This is a genomic window from Arthrobacter sp. Y3223166, from assembly GCF_059090935.1.
In genome coordinates, this window is the sequence record NZ_JBNHGE010000057.1 from 1 (window position 1) to 16,109 (window position 16,109).

17 protein-coding genes are annotated in these 16,109 nt (G+C 69.1%); 7 read left to right on the forward strand and 10 right to left on the reverse strand.

All coding sequences use genetic code 11. The features are described 5' to 3' along the window. Positions 1-180: hypothetical protein (locus AC5RUH_RS15650; protein WP_494129032.1), on the forward strand; the 180-nt coding region annotated here is incomplete at its 5' end. Positions 181-202: 22 nt separating this feature from the next. Here AC5RUH_RS15650 and AC5RUH_RS15655 read toward each other — a convergent pair. The 6 genes from AC5RUH_RS15655 to AC5RUH_RS15680 all read right to left on the reverse strand — a co-directional run bounded on the left by AC5RUH_RS15655 (position 203) and on the right by AC5RUH_RS15680 (position 5,087). Next, positions 203-1,396 (reverse strand): CpaE/TadZ family protein, encoded by a 1,194-nt coding sequence (locus AC5RUH_RS15655; RefSeq protein WP_494129033.1) that lies wholly within the window; start codon positions 1,394-1,396, stop codon positions 203-205. After that, complete coding sequence (cpaB, locus tag AC5RUH_RS15660) at positions 1,393-2,109, reverse strand: Flp pilus assembly protein CpaB (protein ID WP_494129034.1); 717 nt, start codon at positions 2,107-2,109, stop codon at positions 1,393-1,395. Before cpaB ends, AC5RUH_RS15655 begins: the two co-directional genes overlap by 4 nt. An 11-nt stretch (positions 2,110-2,120) precedes the next feature. Next, positions 2,121-3,152, reverse strand: a complete 1,032-nt coding sequence (locus tag AC5RUH_RS15665) for a pilus assembly protein TadG-related protein (protein WP_494129035.1) — start codon at positions 3,150-3,152, stop codon at positions 2,121-2,123. After that, positions 3,140-3,544, reverse strand: coding sequence for a TadE/TadG family type IV pilus assembly protein (locus AC5RUH_RS15670; RefSeq protein ID WP_494129036.1), 405 nt, complete (start codon positions 3,542-3,544; stop codon positions 3,140-3,142). The genes AC5RUH_RS15665 and AC5RUH_RS15670 overlap by 13 nt, the downstream gene beginning before the upstream one ends. Before the next feature lie 90 nt (positions 3,545-3,634). Next, positions 3,635-3,850: a Flp family type IVb pilin gene (locus tag AC5RUH_RS15675; RefSeq protein WP_494129037.1), complete on the reverse strand. Its 216-nt coding sequence runs from the start codon at positions 3,848-3,850 to the stop codon at positions 3,635-3,637. Between the two features lie 538 nt (positions 3,851-4,388). Then, positions 4,389-5,087, reverse strand: a complete 699-nt coding sequence (locus tag AC5RUH_RS15680; RefSeq protein WP_494129038.1) for a TetR/AcrR family transcriptional regulator C-terminal domain-containing protein — start codon at positions 5,085-5,087, stop codon at positions 4,389-4,391. 212 nt (positions 5,088-5,299) lie between these two features. Between AC5RUH_RS15680 and AC5RUH_RS15685 the strand changes: the two genes are divergently transcribed. The 4 genes from AC5RUH_RS15685 (at position 5,300) to AC5RUH_RS15700 (ending at position 10,271) form a co-directional block, all read left to right on the forward strand. Continuing rightward, positions 5,300-6,697 (forward strand): flavin monoamine oxidase family protein, encoded by a 1,398-nt coding sequence (locus AC5RUH_RS15685; protein WP_494129039.1) that lies wholly within the window; start codon positions 5,300-5,302, stop codon positions 6,695-6,697. A 2-nt stretch (positions 6,698-6,699) separates the two neighbouring features. Continuing rightward, positions 6,700-7,623 (forward strand): universal stress protein, encoded by a 924-nt coding sequence (locus AC5RUH_RS15690; RefSeq protein ID WP_494129040.1) that lies wholly within the window; start codon positions 6,700-6,702, stop codon positions 7,621-7,623. A gap of 2 nt (positions 7,624-7,625) precedes the next feature. Continuing rightward, on the forward strand, positions 7,626-9,167 hold the full coding sequence (locus AC5RUH_RS15695) for an APC family permease (protein WP_494102014.1): 1,542 nt from the start codon (positions 7,626-7,628) through the stop codon (positions 9,165-9,167). 198 nt (positions 9,168-9,365) lie between these two features. Beyond that, the gene (locus AC5RUH_RS15700) at positions 9,366-10,271 is read left to right on the forward strand and encodes a macrolide 2'-phosphotransferase (protein WP_494129041.1); all 906 of its coding nucleotides are present in this window, start codon (positions 9,366-9,368) and stop codon (positions 10,269-10,271) included. Positions 10,272-10,369: 98 nt separating this feature from the next. Here the strand turns inward: AC5RUH_RS15700 and AC5RUH_RS15705 are convergent, their stop codons facing one another. From AC5RUH_RS15705 to AC5RUH_RS15715, 3 genes are all read right to left on the reverse strand, one after another. Beyond that, on the reverse strand, positions 10,370-11,071 hold the full coding sequence (locus AC5RUH_RS15705) for a hypothetical protein (protein ID WP_494129042.1): 702 nt from the start codon (positions 11,069-11,071) through the stop codon (positions 10,370-10,372). Then, positions 11,052-11,573, reverse strand: coding sequence for a MarR family winged helix-turn-helix transcriptional regulator (locus tag AC5RUH_RS15710; protein ID WP_494001551.1), 522 nt, complete (start codon positions 11,571-11,573; stop codon positions 11,052-11,054). The genes AC5RUH_RS15705 and AC5RUH_RS15710 overlap by 20 nt, the downstream gene beginning before the upstream one ends. Positions 11,574-11,708: 135 nt before the next feature. Further along, complete coding sequence (locus tag AC5RUH_RS15715) at positions 11,709-12,470, reverse strand: DUF1353 domain-containing protein (RefSeq protein WP_494129043.1); 762 nt, start codon at positions 12,468-12,470, stop codon at positions 11,709-11,711. A gap of 136 nt (positions 12,471-12,606) precedes the next feature. Here AC5RUH_RS15715 and AC5RUH_RS15720 point away from each other — a divergent pair, with 136 nt between their 5' ends. Next, a complete protein-coding gene (locus AC5RUH_RS15720) occupies positions 12,607-13,893 on the forward strand; it encodes a hypothetical protein (protein ID WP_494129044.1) in 1,287 nt (428 codons plus the stop codon). Between the two features lie 93 nt (positions 13,894-13,986). Here the strand turns inward: AC5RUH_RS15720 and AC5RUH_RS15725 are convergent, their stop codons facing one another. After that, a complete protein-coding gene (locus AC5RUH_RS15725; protein WP_494129045.1) occupies positions 13,987-14,544 on the reverse strand; it encodes a histidine phosphatase family protein in 558 nt (185 codons plus the stop codon). A 265-nt stretch (positions 14,545-14,809) separates the two neighbouring features. On the opposite strand from AC5RUH_RS15725, the gene AC5RUH_RS15730 reads away from it, so the two are divergent. Beyond that, the gene (locus tag AC5RUH_RS15730) at positions 14,810-16,012 is read left to right on the forward strand and encodes a P-loop NTPase family protein (protein ID WP_494129046.1); all 1,203 of its coding nucleotides are present in this window, start codon (positions 14,810-14,812) and stop codon (positions 16,010-16,012) included. Positions 16,013-16,109: the final 97 nt, after the last annotated feature.

Consider the following 16,109-nt stretch of genomic DNA (forward strand, 5'->3'; position numbering starts at 1 on the left):
GCCAGGGTGGACGAGGCAGTCGCCGGCGTCGCCGCCGTCGCCGCCGTCGCCGTCGTCGTCGTCGCCGGAGCAGCGGATGCGGAAGCAGCCGGTGCCGGCGCGGTGGTGGCGGCGGCAGCGGGCGCGGCGGCATGGTGGCGGGCGGGGGGAGCTGTCGGGGCGGTGCCGTGCACTGCCTGAAGCCGTTGGGCAAGGTTCATGGCTATCCTCTTCGGTGACGACCGCGGCGCTTGAGCAGGCCGGCCGGGGCGGGGGCAAAGCGGTCCACCACCTTGTGCAAGGCGCGGGCCGCAGGATCGCGCGGGGCGCTTTCGAGCACCGGCACGCCTTGGTTGGTGGAAATCCGGACCGCGCGGGTGTCCGGGATGACGTCGTCGACTTTGCACCCGAGGGTGGTCTCCGCGTCGCGGCGGGTGAGACCGTCGCGCGGATCCGCCCCGTTCAACACGATGTGGCGGGTGAGCGGTTCCATGCCCAGCTCGCGCAGGATTTCGAGCTCCTTTCGGAGTCCGCGGATGCTGGGAACGTCCATGCCGCCCACGAAGATATAGTCCGTGGCGCGATCCAGCGCGGCCAGCGTGTGCTCCGACAGCCCCGGGGACGTATCGATGATGACGTGCGCGTACTGCGCGGCCAACTGGTCCAGCAGCAGCGATACCTGCTCGCCGGTGACCTGGTCGGCATCGGCCGGGGACGGCGGCGCGCACAACGCATACAGCCCGCTGGGGTGCCGGGCCAGGAAAGACTTGAGCACAATGCTGTCCTTCTGTGCGTGCGGCTGCACGGCGTCGACCAGGGAATGCTCCGGCTCCAGGCAGAGCGCGCTGGCCACGTCGCCGAACTGCAGATCCAGGTCGACGATGATGGTCTGCTGCTCCGAGGCGGCAGCCAGCCCGACGGCGAGGTTGGTCGCCACTGTGGTCTTCCCGGCGCCGCCCTTGGGGGAGACGACGGCGACAACGCGGCCGTTCGCGGCCTGGCCATCGGACGAGGGAACGCTGTGCCGCCGGTGGCTGGCGCTGCGTACCGCACGGTGCAGCAGTGCGGCGATATCGCGGACATCGGCGCCGGGAGCCACGACGTCGCGGATGCCGGCGCGCATGGCGGCCAGCACGACGTCGGGGTTCGGCGCCGCGACCAGCAGCACCGAAACCTCGGGCCGCTGGGATTCGAATTCGGCCGCCAGGGCCAGCGCCTGACCGGTGGCCAGCCCGGGACCAAGCACCACGGCATCCAGGAGCTGCGGGTTGGACAGCACTGCGAAGACATCGTTGGGTTCGGTGGGGAGGCCCGCGCCGTTCCACAGCTGGGTATGGCCGGCCAGGGAACCTACCGCGGCAGCGGCGAAGCGTTGTTCGAAGCCGGCGTCGGTGCCCACCAGTACGTAGCGGCTCATTCGTAGACCTCGTCGCTGTCCACCAGGCGCGTTCCCTTTTCGCTGGCGTCGGCCGGTTCCTTCGAGAGCCAGGTGCGGGCGTACTCCTGGGCATACACGATCTTTTCGGCGTCCGGTGCCATGACCGCCAGGGTGACCAGCACGTTGTTGGCGGGGACGGTGGCGTCGCCGGACTCGGCGGCGACCGCCACGCCCTGAACGCGGGTGACCAGGATTTTATGCAGCTCCAAGTGTGTGACGGTTTTGCTGTCGCCCGCGCCTTCCATCGAGATGAAGACGCCCACGGTGTCTCCGGCCTTTAACTGCCCGCCGACCACGCGTGCCGGCTCCAGGGAGATGGAGACCTCCTGCATGCCCTTCGGGACGGCCACGGTTCCCGGTTCCTGCAGGTCCGCGGGCGGGGCAAAGCGGGCGGCCAGCAGCTGTTCGCCGGCGATGAGGTCGACGGTGGCGACCTGTCCGGCCAGCTTCTGCACGTCCGTTACCACTCCGGCCGCCGCGACCTTGGCCGGAACGACCTCAGCCGCAACGTACGCGCCGAGCTCTTCGGCGGGCGTGCCGGCCGGCACATTCTCTGCGACCACCAGGACCTCCACCGTCTCGGTGCCGGCCAAGGCACGCTGGTCGGCGCTGCCGATGTAGGCGAGGACCATCATGGTTCCGACGACGGCCATCAGCAGGGCCGCCAGGGCCCCTATGATTCTCTTTTTCACCGACGGTGCTCCTAATGGACAAGCGTGACGAGGGAGGCGCCGAAGGTGTTGTTGGCGCCGCCGAAGATGAAGTCTTGTTCGCCGGCGTCGAGCGTCACGAACGTTTCGAACTCGCCGATGAGTGCCCGGCAGCTGCCGGTGCACTGCACCGAGGCCGGGCTGAGGTTGTTATGGGACGTGCTGCTGAAATTCCAGCCGGCGACCTTGAAGGCCGCGAACCCGATGATGTGGTACCAGCCACTCGTCCCCTGGCCACCGACCTTGTCGTACAGCGGCAACAGGACGGTGGTGCCGGCAATCTGATTCAGCATGTTGGTCTGCTTGCAGGCGGACGGCACGTCGTTACCCGTATCGCTGGCGACTTCAGGATCGACGGGGAAGCCCGGAAGGCCGGTCGCGCCGATGTTGATCTTGGCCTGGCACGGGCGGGCCGGATCTTGCTTCAGCCAGCCGAAGCCGCCCGGAATCGTGTAGGCCGCCCCGGTGCTGCCCGGCACCGTTGAACTGGAACATACAGATCCAGACGTTGTCAGCCCGTTCGGGTTGAATTCCACCCGCTGCAGGCCGCCGTCGAGCATGCCCAGGAACTGGCAGTAGGAGATCGCGATGGGGAGGACGGATGTGCCGGCGACGGGAGCTCCCCAGCGGGCCCGGGATTGGGTGGTGACGGAGGCGGAGTCGTCCAGGCCGAGGATCGGCGCGAAGTGTTGGGCCAGGAAGTGGCCGTCGAAAGACCGCGTGGTGGTGGTGACCGTGGCGGTGGCGGCGGCGGGGTCCAGTTGGACGCTGGCGTTGGCCAGGCCGTCGTTCGCGTTCTGGTTGGCGAGCGACGTGGCGAGGGCCGTGAAGTCCGCATCGCAGTGGCCTGCCGCGCAGTTCTGGGCGACGGCCAGCGCGCCGGCGTCGGCGCCGTTCTTCAGCTGGGCGCGCTCGAAGTACAGGGCCCCGATGTCCAGGACGACCGCGGCCATGCCGAGCAGGACCACCATGAAAAGGGCGGTGGTGACGGCGGTGGCGCCGCGTTCGTCGCTCAGACGCTGCACTGCATGACTCCTTTGCCGGTCAAGGTGATGCTGGCCCCGAAGAGGCCGGATAGGAAAGCCATGGGGTAGGCCACGGTGACGGTGGCGACCGATCCCGGAGCACAGACACCGGTGGCACTGGGGGAAACGGCGACGGTGACCTGCTCCGGTGCAATCCGCGGGTTTAGTGCAGGAGCCGAGGCGATCACTGCCGCCCGGGATTCCGCCGCGCTGGACGCCGTGCTGTTAATGGTCATGACGCGCGCGCCGTCCCGTGCAGCTGCGGTGAGCTGCATCTGGGCGTTGTAGACGCGTCCGAACTCGACGATCCCCAGCAGCAGCAACAACAGAACGGGCAAGACCAGGGCGAACTCGATGGCTGCCGCTCCGCGTTCCGATGTCAGGCGCTTCATGTGTTGCTCTTTCACGGTTCGGTGGCTGGGACGGGAGCAAACGATGCCGCCGTCCCAGCCACCCAGGAGGTGGATACGATCGATCCGGAATTAGACTTTGGCGGGGAGAATGTTCAGCCGAGTGGCGAGGGTGCCGAAGAAGTCGCGCAGCTGCGGGCCGAAAATGGTCAGGCCGGCGATGAGGACGACGGCGATGAGGCCAACCATGAGGGCGTATTCGACGGCGGTGGCGCCGGTCTCCTCGCGCTGGAGGCGGTTCTTCACGGTGAAACCGAGGGTCTGAAGGGTGGCGATGATGGAAAGCATGAGAACTCCTGTGCGATTGAATCGCTGGCATTCTGGCCAGCGGCCGGCTGGCACCTCGCCAGCTCTTCAAGAAAATTAGCAAGCCGAAAGCCCCGAAACGGCCGGCTTTTGCCTATCCTGCGACACCTGCCGGGGAATGCTTCCCTGCATGGGTAAACGATGCACTTTCCCTGCGGTTTAATGGTTTTCCCTGCGGAAAAGGGCGGGCACAAAAGACACCCCTTCCGCCTGCTCGGAAGACCCGCTTCCGCTCGTCGAAAGGACCACCCGGCCGCCGCCGTTCCCCACTCCCGGCTCCCGCAGGCCAACTCTCCCCACACGCCATCGACTATTCGGATGACGCCCTTTTCGGGCCTGGAAGGGGCGTTAGACTTCTCGATCGTGGGGCGGGGTGGGTCGAGATGGGGCAGGGCTGCAACGGGCGTGCCGGGGTCAGGCGGAGCGGGCGTGCCGGGGTCAGGCGGAGCGGGCGTTCCGTGGCCAGGCGGGCAGGCGGAGCGGGCGAGATGGGGCAGGGGGTGCAGCGGGCGTGCCGGAGTCAGTCGGACTTGGCCGCCTTGAGCTGCATCTTTAGGCCGGCGATCAGCGCCTCGAGGCCCAGCCGGAAGGCCGCATCCGCAGCCGAGCCCGCGGGGCCGGCATCCTGTGACCGCACGGCGGAGGTGAAGGCCGGGTTGGCCGCGGCGAGCTCGCCCGATTCGAAGATGTCTGCCGGCGCGGTCACGTCGAAGGCCGACCCGAAAATGAAGGACTCCAGGGCCACGATTGCCGGCACGACCTGCGGCTCCGGCCAGCCGGCCTTCAGGAAGCCGGCGGTAACGGCCTCGTACATGGCCAGCGTGTGCGGTGCGCCGGTGACGGGCAGCACCGCGATCACGGGAATCAGTGGGGCGTGGTGGGTGAAGGCGTCGCGGTAGGACCACGCCCAGCGACGCACCGCGTCCGCCCACTCCAGGTCGGAAAACACACTCACGTCCACGCCGGCCATCACATGGTCCTGAAGGAGCAGCAGGACGTCGTGCTTCGACGCCACGTGGTTGTAGAGCGCGGAGGGTGCCACCCCGAGGGTGCGCGCCAGGGCCGACATGGTGAGCCCCTCGTAGCCGCGCGATTCGATCAGGCCGAGCGCCGCCGTCGTCATCAGTTCCTTGGACAGCAGTTTCTGCACGGGGCGTCCGGCGGGGCGGTTCCCGTTCCGGACGGAGGCTTCCTCGCCGGCTGGGCGTGCTGTTACCACGGGCTCCCTCTTCCCTCGGCCGTGCGGGCCGCGGCGGTGCGGCCTATAGGGCCATCCTACGCAACGCTTTCCGAACGTCCGTGGAGGCACCGGTTTCCAAAACGCTGTGGCACGGGTTACAGTGTTGACGCTAAATGAATGTCGTTCATTTAGCGGGCGGGGCCAGGCACCAAGCGGCCGGACCGCCACGGCACGAATGGGAGTTGAACGCAGTGAGCAAGTTGAAGCGGGACGTAGTAGTCATCGGCGCCGGGCCCTCCGGGCTGACCGCGGCCCGGGACCTGAAGCGGGCGGGCATGTCCGTGGCCGTGTTGGAGGCGCGTGACCGCGTGGGCGGCCGCACCTGGACCGACGTGGTGGACGGAGCCATGCTCGAAATTGGCGGACAGTGGGTCTCACCGGACCAGACGGCCCTGCTGGAGCTGCTCGACGAGCTGGGGCTTGAGACTTACAGCCGCTACCGCGACGGCGAGAGCATCTACCTGGACCCCACGGGCGAAGCTAAGCGCTACACCGGCGCCATGTTCCCGGTCAGCGCCTCCACGGAGTCCGAGATGAACCGGCTGATCGGGCTGCTGGACGCCCTGGCCGGCGAGGTCGGCGCCGACGAACCGTGGGCGCACCCCAAGGCCCGCGAGTTGGACACCATCTCCTTCGACCAGTGGCTGCGCCAGCAGTCCGCGGACGAGGAAGCCTGCAACAACATCGGCCTGTTCGTGGCCGGCGGCATGCTGACCAAGCCGGCGCACTCGTTCTCGGTGCTGCAGGCGGTGCTGATGGCCGCGTCCGCCGGCTCGTTCAGCAACCTGGTCGACGACGAATTCATCCTGGACAAGCGCGTGGTGGGCGGCATGCAGGAGGTCTCCGTGCGCCTGGCCGCAGAACTGGGCGACGACGTCGTGCTCAACGCACCCGTCCGCGCGCTGCGCTGGAACGACGACGGCGTGACCGCCACCGCGGACGGCGTCACCGTGGAGGCCCGCTACGCCGTGATGGCCGTGCCGCCGAACCTGTATTCGCGTGTCTCCTACGACCCGCCGCTGCCGCGCCGGCAGCACCAGATGCACCAGCACCAGTCCCTGGGCCTGGTGATCAAGGTCCACGCCGTCTACGAAACGCCGTTCTGGCGGGCCGACGGCCTCTCGGGAACGTGCTTCGGCGCCAACTCGGTGGTCCAGGAGGTGTACGACAACACCAACCACGGCGACTCGCGCGGCACCCTGGTCGGCTTCGTGAGCGATGAGAAGGCAGACGCGATGTTCGAACTCAGCGCGGGGGAGCGCAAGGCCGCGATCCTCTCCGCAATCGCCGACTACCTGGGCCCGGCCGCGCTGGCCCCGGTGGTGTACTACGAGTCGGACTGGGGGTCAGAGGAATGGACCCGCGGCGCCTACGCCTCCAGTTACGATCTGGGCGGCCTGTCCCGCTACGGCAAGGACCAGTCGACCCCGGTCGGACCGATCCATTGGTCCTGTTCCGATCTGGCCGGCGCCGGCTACCAGCACGTGGACGGCGCAGTGCGGATGGGCCGCGCGACCGCCGCCCGCATCCTCGCGGCACACACGGCCGACGCCGGTGAGCTCGTCCCTGCTGCCGGCCGGGAGGGCTAGGCATGCGGCGTTATGTTGTTGCCTACACCGCCACGGACAGCGGACGCGAGGCGGTCAACCTCGCGACGGCGCTGGCCCGCCGGCAGGGCGGCAGCCTCGACCTGGTCATGGTGCTGCCCGAATCCTCGCCCTACTCGGGCGCCTATCCGCGGCCCGAATCGGGCTTCGGCGGGATCCTCTCCGACCAGATCCGGCAGTGGCTGGCCGAGGGACTGGACCTGGTTCCCGACGACGTGCCGGCCCGCGCCCATGTTCGCCCGGCCGACTCCAACGCCGAGGGCCTGATTGCCGCGGCCGAGGAATTCGGCGCGGCGCTGATCGTGATCGGTGCCGGGCGCAACAGTGTTTTCCGCCGCTTCAGCGTCGGCACCGTCGCCAGCGGACTGCTCCACGCGTCCACGGTCCCCGTGGCGTTGGCGCCGCGCGGCTACCGGCGCACCGACTCCGTCTCGCGGATCACGGTGGGCATCGGCAACCGGGCTGGGGCGGACGAGGTCATGCAGGTCGCCTTGAACGCCGGCCACCAGCGGGGCCTGGACCTGCGACTGCTCTCGCTGGTGCCGCTGGATTCCTCCGACGCGGACGCGGTATCCCGCGCCGAAACCCACGTGAAGGAACGGCTGGCAGAGGCAGAAGCTGTGCTGCCCGGCCGGGTGACCGCCGGCGTCGCCGAGGGCCGCTCAATCGAAGACGCCATCGACGCGCTGGAGTGGGACGACGGCGAAGTGATGCTGATCGGCTCCAGCCGGCTGGCGCCGCACAACCGCATGTTCCTCGGGGCGACGGCCAGCAAGGTGCTGCGCGCGCTGCCGGTGCCCATGGTGGTGGTCCCGCGCGGCTACCTGGGCGCCCCACAACTTACCGAAGATCCCGGCGAGCCCACGGGGCCTGAAGATTCCGACGGCGCCGGCCGCAAGGAGGCATGACCATGACCACTACCATCACCAAGCCCGGGCGTACCGCGGGCGGACTGAGCCGGAAGGGCCTGAAATCCGGTTCGGTCGGCCTGCTCGGCGCCGTCGTCATCGGCGTCTCCTGCATTGCCCCGGCGTACACGCTGACCGGGGCGCTCGGCCCCACCATCGCCGAGGTCGGCGTGCACCTGCCGGCGATTTTCCTGGTGGGCTTCATTCCGATGCTGCTGGTGGCCCTCGGCTACCGGGAGCTGAACAATGCCATGCCGGATTCCGGCACGTCCTTCACCTGGGCCACCCGTGCCTTCGGTCCCTGGGTGGGCTGGATGGGCGGCTGGGGCCTGATCGCCGCGACGGTGATCGTGCTTTCCAACCTGGCGGCGGTGGCGGTCGACTTCTTCTACCTGATGCTCGCCCAGCTCACCGGCAATGCAGCGCTCGCCGACCTGACCAACAACCTGCCGCTGAACATCGCCACCACCTGGATCTTCATCGGACTGGCCTGCTGGATCTCGTACCGGGGCATGGAAACCACCAAGACCTTCCAGTACGTGCTGGTGGCGTTCCAGGTGGTGGTGCTCGTCTGGTTCGCCGTGGCCGCCTTCGGCCACGTGGCGGGAGGCACCGCGTTCGACGCGCTGGAGATCTCCGCCGACTGGTTCAACCCGTTCGGCGTCGAATCCTTCTCGGCCTTCGCCGCCGGCATCTCGCTGTCCATCTTCATCTTCTGGGGCTGGGACGTCACCCTCACCATGAACGAGGAGACGAAAGACCCGGAAAAGACGCCGGGCCGTGCCGCCGCGGCAACCATCATGGTCATCGTCGTGATCTACATGACCGTGGCACTGGCCGTGCTGGCCTACGCCGGCGTGGGCACCGAGGGCCTGGGCGCCGGCAACCCGGAGAACCAGGAGAGCATCTTCGCCACGCTCGCCGGTCCGGTGATGGGACCGTTCGCCATCCTGATGTCCCTGGCCGTGCTGAGCAGTTCGGCCGCGTCGCTGCAGTCCACCTTCGTCTCGCCCGCCCGGACCATGCTCGCCATGGGCCACTACCGGGCGCTGCCGGCCGGTTACGCCACGATCAGCCCGAGGTACAAGTCGCCCAGCTACGCCACCGTCGCGGCCGCGGTGGCGGCCGGCGGCTTTTACACCGTCACCCGGATCATGTCCGAGAACGCGCTGTGGGACACCATCACCGCGCTGGGCATGATGATCTGCTTCTACTACGGCGTCACCGCCCTGGCGTGCGTCTGGTACTTCCGGGCCGATGCCTTCGCCTCGCTACGCGGCTTCGGGCTCAAGTTCCTGGCGCCGCTGCTGGGAGGGGTCATCCTGCTGGTGATGTTCGTGCAGACGGCCGTGGACTCGATGGATCCTGCCTACGGTTCCGGTTCTTCGATCGGCGGCCTGGGCCTGGTATTTGTGCTCGGCTGCGGCGTGATCCTGCTCGGGGCGGTGCTGATGGTGCTCATGTACCGGCGCAACCCGGAGTTCTTCCGCGGCGCCACCCTGCGCCAGGGAGTGGCAGCCGACGACGTGGCGGACCGCGGCTGACCGAAGAGGACGGCCGTCCTCCGGGAACCGTCGACGGCGGTGCCTCCCCACGCGGGGCGGGGCACCGCCGTCGTGCTTGCCGCAGTGTTGGCGGCGGTACGGCGGGGGCATTAAGGGCCGGGCAGGCGCCGTGGCGGGCAGGCATGGCCTCCGCGCGGGCTTGTGGCTACAGTGGCACACAGCCGACCGGAGGTACCCATGAGCGCAGCGCACGACTACACGCCGGACTCCGTCGCCGACCTCGCCGCACAAAACGGGCTGGCCATCGATCCACGCTCCATCCGGTTCAACGAAGCAGGGCTGGACTACCTGGTGGCCTATGCCACCGCCCATGACGGCAAGAGGTGGGTGCTCAGGATCCCGCGGCGGCCTGACGTCGCATCGAAGATGTCCGACGAGGCCAGCATCCTGAACCTGGTCAAGAACAGGATTTCCGCCGCGGTGCCGGACTGGCGGATCCGGAACCGTGGCCTGATCGCCTACCCCGAACTGCCGGGCGAGCCGGGCCTGACGCTCGAGGACGGGGAGCCCGTCTGGCACTTCGACCGCGAGTCTCCCGCCTACTGCGCGTCGTTGGGACGGCTGATCGCCCAGCTGCAGCGCATCAGCGCGGACGAGGCGCGGCAGGCCGGCATCCCGGCTTTGACGGCTGCCGAGGTCCGTCAAGAGATGCGAACCAACCTGGACAAGGTGAGATCGGAGTTCCGGGTGGCGCCGGACCTGCTGCGACGGTGGGACGCCTGGCTGGGCGACGACAGCTATTGGCCGGACTTCACCGCTTTCAGCCACGGTGAGCTGTACCCGGCCCACCTGCTGCTGGACGAGAACGCCGAGATCCGGTCGGTGCTGGACTGGACGAGCGCCAGGGTGGGGGATCCGGCCCTGGACTTCAGCCTGCACTACATGATGTCCACCCCCGAGGCCTTCGAATTGACCGTGCGGACCTTCCGGGAAGCGGGCGGCCGGGTGCCGCAGCGGCTGGCCGAGCATTGTGCTGAACTGGTTTCGGCCGGTCCGATCAACTACGGGTTGTATGCCATGGCCACCGGCGACCCGGACCTCCAGGCGGCGGCCGCCGCCCAGCTGGATCCGTCCCGGGGCTGACCGGCAACCGCGAAGCTCCGCCCGGGCAGCGGGCGGCGTTTGGCAAGAATAATGGCCGGCGCCCGTTCGCTGACGCCGGCCATTGGATGGTGGGGCCGCTACTTCCGGCGGCCTTTGCCCTTCTTGAGCGGGTTGCCCTTGGCCAGCGGCGGGGCGGTGCAGGCCGATCCCGTCGCTGGGTCTGCCGCCCGGTTTTCGGCGACGGCAGGCTTTTCCCCGCCCGGTGCCGCCGCAGCCGGGGCGCCGGGCATGGCTTCGGCTTGCGCCGTCGGGGCAGCGAGTGCGTAGACCGGCCGCGCATCGGCGTCGGTGCGTGCGGCCTCAAGCTGCAGTCGGGGAGCCGCGGACGGCAGCGCAGCGAAGGCGCTGCCGGCCGCCGGGGACATGGTGCTGCCGGCCGCCGGCCCAGTGGCGCTCCGTGCCAGGCTGCCGGACGCGGCCGGAACCGGCCCGATATCGTCGGCATGCTCGAACAGAACCTCGGTGAACCTGTCGGAGTAGCCCAACCGCTTGACGATCAGCCAGACGGAGGCGCCGACGATGACCATCGTGGCGATCACCGCGATTCCGGTGCCGTAGATACGCAGCAACGCGTTGACGGGGGAGAGGGCGTGGACGGGGGCGGTGTCCAGCAGCCAGACGATGGACCAGAACACGGCCGTACCGGCCAGGGTCAGCAGCGGGAACAGCAAACCGGCGGTACGTACTTTCTGGGTCAGCAGCTGCCGGGTTGCGGTCAACCGTGTAGAAAGCGTATGCAGATCGTGTTTGCCACCTTGCTCAAGAGCCTTCGATGACATCGCCGGTCGTGTTCCTTTCTGAGTCGCTTCGGGTGGACGCTTCACCGCGCAGCAGTTGCTCGGCGAAGCGGGTAAAGAATTGGGCAAAAGCTTCGCGGTCTTCGTCGGACCAATCCGCCAGGATTTCATCGACGACGGCCGCGCCGGCCTTGCCGATGTTCCGGTGCATCCGCCGTCCGGCCGTGGACGCCGTCACCAGGGTGGCCCGGCCGTCGTCCGGATCGGACTGTTTGTCCACCAGCCCTTTGTCCTCCAGGCGGCGGACCTGCGGGGTCATGGTGGATTTGTCCACGCCCTGCTGCGAGGCCAGTTCCGAGACCCGGACGGGGCCGTTGTCGTCGATGTACTCGAGCAAGGCCACGTCGGTGGGCGTCAGGCCAACCTCGCGCGGGTCGAACAGCTGTTTTCGCGTCTCCGCATGGGATGCCCAGCGCACCACTTGAGCCACGGCGTCACGGATCATGACGCCCGGATCGGGCTGTTTGCGGGAGCTGGCGGGCATGCCTCAAGTTTAGCCGTTTCCGTTTGGTTTTGCCAATCAAACCAAACCGGCGCTTTCGGGGGCTGGCCGACACCGGTTCCGGGCGGGGAAGCCGGCCCAGGGAGCGCGCCCGGGAGCCCGGAATACCGCCGGGGCTCACGGTTGAGTTGTCCGCGCCAAGGGTCCGACGACGGGCGGCGGATCGGGCCGCTTTGCGAAGGGTTTGCCCGCTGCCCACCACGCCGTTTCGCAGACCCAGAGCAGCAGGGCCCCGGCGGCGGCTGCGGCCAGCACGGGCGAGAACAACGCGAACGCCGGAGCCAGGACGGCGACCACCGCCCAGTCGCGGCTCCAAGCCAAACAGAGGGCGCCGGTCAGGAGGACAGCCGCGGCCAGGGGCACCAGGCCGGCGCCGGTTGCCGCGAGCACGGCGCCGGCCAGCAGCCCGACGGCACCTGCCCCGACGGACGCCGTCAGCAGCCGGCCGCGGGCACCGGCATACTGAAGGTAAGCCTGGACCGTCACGACCGCCCACATCAGCCGGGCACGCAAGGCCGCCACCCCGGTGTCCAGCAGTGCGCGGCGGAATTCCTCGTCGTAGATGCGGCGCAGTTGCAGCCCCTTCTCGCCCGGCATGCTGGAACACATCGTCGTGCGCTGGTCGTGCAGCAGGGCCGGAGCGGTCTGCCGTCCGTAGCTGGCGATGAGTCCCCACATCCAGGTGGGCACCGACGCCAGGTCGGTGGAATTGTGCTCGAGCCCGGCGGAGAGATCGTGCGCCTCGATCCGGACCACGGGGGAGGTTGTTTCCGCCCGGTAGAAAATCGGCGCCGCGAGCTGGAAGCATCTCTTGGTGCGCTGGACCAGGGGAATGGCCGTCAGCGGTTCGGTGGCGGAGGGGTCCTGGTAAAACGGCATGCGGCCAGTCTTACATCCGGGGCGGACGTTCCGCACGGGTCCTCTGCGGAATGCGCGGCCTGTGAGCCGATACGCGCCGCGGCCGCGGGCCCGCCCGGTGGTACCTTCGCGGCGGCGGTCGTGGCACACTCGTGCCATGAGCCCTGTGAGCCGCAAGCGCAAGCCGAAAAAGCTGAAGAACAGCCGGTTCGGTGGCCGGCAGGGCGGGCCGGCCGGCGATCCGCTGCTGGAGCTCTACCGCGAGTTGGAACGGCCGTTCGCCGACACACTGGACTCGCCCAGCCCCATCGACGCCCATTCCCTGGCCGGTTACCTGCTGGACCTGTGGGACACGGCCGACGCATCCGGCCAACAGCGCCGTCATGAGTTGTTTTACGCCTGGCTGGATTTGGCCGAGGACCGAACCGGCCCCGGGACCGTGCCGATGCTGCGCGCGCTGGCCTTCCTGGTCGATCGTCCGGACATGCGCCGCGACGCCGAAACCCTGGCCGACCGGCTGGTGGCCGACGGGTTCACCGAGCCGGAATGGGCCAAGCATCCGGTGGCCGTGACGGCCCTGCACCGTTATGCGGACGTCTTCGGCGACGAAGCCAACATGCTCTTCGAATTCACCACCGGCACCGAGAAGGTGGGGCTGCTGGCACTGCTGGACGGCAACATCTTCGGCGGCACGGTGATGGAAACCGGGCTCGTGGACGATCCGGCCGCCGCGCTCAAAGACCTGAACGCGGACGCCCAGGAAGCCGGGCTGGTGCTCGACGCGGACGCAGACCTGACCGGCGCCGCGCTGGACGCCTGGGAAGGACTGGATGCCTCGACGGACCTGCCGGAGCACATGGTGGACGAGGACTTCGGTGCGCGCCGCTGGGTGGCCCAGGCGTGGCTGCGGACGATCATCGAGCTCGCGGACGACACCGAGGACGAGAGCGAAGACTGGCTCTCCGACGAGGACTATGCCGAGCTCGACGACGCCGAGGCGGGGGCAGGGGCAGTGGCGGGGACAACTGTGGCGGGCACCGGGGCCGAGGCCGCCGACGCGCCCGCCGCCGGCGCGCTGCCGTCCGGCGGCGGCGAACCAGGGCCTGTCCGGGAAGAAGAACTCGAGGCGCTCCGCCAGGAGGAAATCGAGGAGACGGCCGCCCGCTATGTGCGGGAGACCGGGCGCGATTCGCCCGCCGAACGCGCCATGCTGAACCTGGTTCTCGGCTACGGCTGGGACTACGACGGCGGACGCCTCACCCGGGTGAGCCCGGTCAAGCTGGATCTGATCAGCGAAACCGTGCTGGCCGAAGGGGGACTGGAGCCGGTTGACCCGGGCGAGGTGACCGCCTTCCTGCACCGCTGGGTGGACTGGTGCGCACCGCGGGAGGAACTGTCCGCGCATGCGGCGGCCGTCCTGCACCGGCACCTGGACGGGAGCTAGGAACCTGGCCGCTCCACGGCAGCTGGTGGCCTGCCCCCATCACCCGTTCGGCCCCGTCACCGTTTGGCGGCTGGAACCCGAGCACCGGTCCGGTCAGAAGCGCGCGGCGGCCAGTTGGTCCGGGTCCGCCCGGTAGCCGAGCACCAGGTCGGGATCCAACCGCACGGTCTCACCGTTGGCGATGTAGCCCCGCGGCGTGCCGTGGAGGAGATTCAGCGTGAGCCGCAGGATCGTGCCGTGGGCCACCACGATGATGTTGCGGCCCGGGTAGGTGCGGAGCACTTCCTGCAGGCCGGCGACGCCGCGCGCGGCCACCTTGCGTTCGGGCTCGGCCTGCCGCATGAGCGCGTCGATCTCCGGCCGTTCCAGGCCGCGCAGCACGGTGCCTTCGATTCCGCGGTAGTCGCGCTCCGAGAGGTCCGGCACGGTTTCCGCCAACTCCAGTCCCACCCGGCTGCCGATAAGGCGGGCGGTCTCCATCGCGCGGTGCAACGGCGAGGACACGAGGACGTTCCAATCGCTCTCGGCGAGCCAGCCGCCGGCGTCCAGCGCCTGCCGTCTGCCCACGCTGTTGAGCGGCACATCCGTATGCCCCTGCAGCCGGCCCTCAGCGTTCCAGTCGGTCTGCCCGTGACGTACCAGTGCCAGCACTCTTCCCCTTCTTGCCCGGTGGACGGGACGGCTCCCACAGTGACGTGTCCCCTGATCAACCATAGCCCGGCGGCGGTCCGCGCCGGCCCGGATGAGGCTTCCGGAAGCTGGGGGACTTTCAGGCGCGGTGGACTGAACGGCGCGGGGAGCGCGGGTAACCGCAGGGTAAACGGTTCATGAGAAAGCCCTCATGCGGCTGTCATGTTCGTTTCATCGCGGATGTGTTGACTCATTCCTGACGCACCCAACAACCAAGGAGCAGGCCATGACCATCACAGACTTCCCCGCAGGCACCGCTGGAACAACAGGACTCAAAGCACTCGGCACCCCTGCAGCACCGGCGGCCGGCGCGGCGGCGGAGGTTTTCTCCGTTGCCGCATCGGCCGTCGGTGCGGCCGAGGAGCTTTTCGGCCCGGCGGCCGCTCCGGTGGACCCGCAGCGGCTGCGCCGGGCCAAGAAGGCGTACACCACCCGGTTCCTGGCAGAGCGCCTCTGCCTCGACGCCACCGGCTACCAATTGCTCCAGGCCGCCCCGGCCGCCGGCGACGTGGTGCTGGCCCGGGTGGTCGAGATCGGCAAGCACACCCGCTTGGAGAGCCCGGCCTCACGGCGGCAGGCAATGTTCGTCCGCGACGAGATCCTGGTGGCCTACGGCAACCGGTACGCGCCGGACCAGTTCCTGGCGGTGGTACCCGCCGACCTGTCCGAATGCTCGCTGGTGGCCGGCGGCGGACTGGCGGCGCGGGTGCTGGAACAGCACGCCGGCATCGACAGGGCCACCCGCATCCAGCCCATCGGCCTGCTGGCACGGGACGGGCGCGCGGTCAACCTGGCCGACCTGGCGCCGCACTCGATCGGCGCCGGCACCGCGCTGCCGGGACGGCCGCCGGTCATTGCGGTGCTCGGCACGTCCATGAACTCCGGCAAGTCCACCACGCTTGGCTGCCTGGTCAAGGGCCTGACCGCGGCCGGCCTGCACGTGTCCGCGGGAAAGGCCACCGGCACCGGCGCCGGCAACGACCCGCTGCTGTTCGCCGATGCCGGAGCCGCGAAAGTGCTCGACTTCACCGACTTTGGCTTCCCGACCACCTACCTGCTGGACTACGAGCGCGTGCGCGGCCTGCTCACCAGCCTGATCGACGCGCTGACCACTTCCGAGACCGACGTGGTGGTGGTGGAAATTGCCGACGGCGTCTATCAGGGCGAAACGGCCCGGCTGCTGGCCGACCCGGTCTTCCATGCCGCCGTGGACCACGTGGTGTTTTCCGCGGCCGACGCCCTGGGCGCCACCGCCGGCGTGGCCGTCCTGCGCGACGCCGGCGTCAGCGTGCCCGCCGTCTCCGGCCTGCTGACCGCCTCGCCGCTGGCCGCCCGGGAAGCAGCCGGCGTCATTGATGCCCCGGTGATCAACACCTACGACCTGTGCGACCCGGCGACGGCCCTGCAGCTGCTGCCGGAGCGGAGGTAACAGTGGCGGCCCGGGTGGCCAAGGCCGCGCCGGCCGCACGGAATCGGGCGGACTCACCGCGGGAAGATCCGCCGCCGGCCGACGGGCGGCTGCCTCA